Origin of the sequence: Pseudomonas sp. VI4.1 (assembly GCF_002029345.1) — a bacterium.
Classification (GTDB): domain Bacteria; phylum Pseudomonadota; class Gammaproteobacteria; order Pseudomonadales; family Pseudomonadaceae; genus Aquipseudomonas.
The window spans coordinates 1-1,911 of sequence record NZ_MULM01000013.1; the positions used below are offsets into that span (position 1 = coordinate 1).

At 51.4% G+C, this 1,911-nt stretch carries 2 protein-coding genes and 1 pseudogene; all 3 read left to right on the plus strand.

Features of this window, described 5'->3' with window-relative positions; genetic code table 11:
- Positions 1 to 978: hypothetical protein (locus BZ163_RS00095; RefSeq protein WP_143510965.1), on the plus strand; the 978-nt coding region annotated here is incomplete at its 5' end.
- A gap of 174 nt (positions 979 to 1,152) precedes the next feature.
- A pseudogene (locus BZ163_RS00100) lies at positions 1,153 to 1,548 on the plus strand (pyruvate kinase); the annotation flags it as partial.
- 164 nt (positions 1,549 to 1,712) lie between these two features.
- On the plus strand, positions 1,713 to 1,911 hold a 199-nt coding region (locus tag BZ163_RS00105), incomplete at its 3' end, for a hypothetical protein (protein ID WP_143510968.1).

The following is a 1,911-nucleotide window of genomic DNA, read 5'->3' on the forward strand; positions in this document are numbered from 1 at the left end:
TTTCTATCCAACGGCACGCTTGACGAAGAATTTGGAGAAAAAGGGAAGTATATTTTTCACTTCCCTGACACTGATATCGCGGCATCTGCCTACAACGAAGAATGCCTGAAAAATGCCAGATCCAAATACGCAGCGCCCCCCCATTCCAACCAATTCAAGCCCTATTCGCGGGAAGCTTCCTTAGTCCAGGGCGACAACATCATATTGCTCCATACCACAGGCACCCCTGAACGGACGGACTCGCTCATCATCCGTCTGACCGAGGACGGGGCCCTTGATACAACATTCAATGGCTCGGGTTTTGTCCGTGTCAGCCATGACCAATTTCCCTTCCTCAAACTTTATAGTGTGTCAGTCGACGACACTGGAAATTACATCAGTGCAGGCAGCGTCCGAGCGGATCACAACGAACAACCGGATTCCATTATTCTGGTAAAACACGGAAAAGATGGCAGTCTGGACACCTCCTTTCAGCAGGAAGGATTCTTGCAGATTCAAGATGAAGACCCAAACTATGGATTACGACTTATAAAAACCGTAAAACAGCCTAACAATCGCATTCTGTGCTTAGGTTTCAGGTTCTCTAAAGTTTTCGGTGAGCTTTCCGGATTTTTGATAAGCCGGGAAGCAGACGGTGCCAGCAACATTCAGTTCAATAGCGGAAAACCTGTATTCACCAATGTAAATTCCTCCACCACCTTCTGTATCAACGTAGACTTTTTGCCCGGCGGAAATTTCTTAACCACTGCACTTGTAGATATAGTATCGCGCGAACGCCATTACGCGGTCGCACGTTTCTTGCACAAAGGGGCTATTGACGAGGACTATGGAAATGGCGCCGGCTGGCTTGTTTACAGGGAGGCGAAAAACTTTACCATCGAAGCGTCAACCATAAAAAACAACAAGATCATTTTTGCAGTGAATGATGAACACGACAATATAATTCACCACGCTATTGCACGAGGCTTGATGCCCTGATTACGCGCAGCACTGTGTGAATGGAGGTCATTATCCCGGAAGGTCAAAAGCTCGCTGTCTTCGGCAGCTCCAGTGTCTGAAAGCATAAGGAACCTTTGCCGCCTACTGTCAGACCTGACAGTAGGCGGCAAAGGTCGATGGGTAGCTGCTTGAGCAAAACATCACTTCGGCCCTGCCTCCGACGCCTTCATGGTTGCCCGTGGTGACCTGAGTGTGGAAATCGGCGACGCCGAGCTGGTGGGCATTCAGAAAAAGATCATTCTGCACGCACGCCGCCACAACAAGGCGCTGATCATGTCGCGCGTTCGCTCTTCGGTGCCGATCTAAGCGTTCTCCCCGCACCGCGAAACCCAGGCGCGCGCGGCCATGTTGCGCAGCGTTTACACCGTACCGTTCGACCCGGCTTCGCTTGAGCCACACGAAGTCAGCCAGAAGGCGATCGATGAGCTGGTCAAGCGCGGCGTCGTCGAGAAAGGCGACTGGGTCATCCTGACCAAGGGCGATAGCAACCACACCACCGGCGGCACCAACGGGATGAAAATCCTGCACGTGGCCGACCCGCAGGTCTGAGTGAGCGATTGCTACGAAAAAAAGGCAAGCACCCGAGTTATATAAACGTCAACTGTCAACTCTTACAGTAGATGGATACGCCAAACCGTGACTCACTAGAGGCCTGCCAAGTTTGATGCTTGGCACCACACGAGAAATTCTTTGCCTCTAATGGAGCCACACAGATGAACACGCAGAACGAACAACTGTACAACAGCGCAGGTGAACTGGACCCCCACTTCGGTGAAAACGGCTTCGTCCCCATGCCTTCACCTACCGCTGACTATCCAGAGTTTGTTTCACGAGTAACCGCCATCGGCCCAGACAATATGATTTATATTGCGGGACACGCGTCACAGGGATTGCTCGCCCCCTCGGTCTATA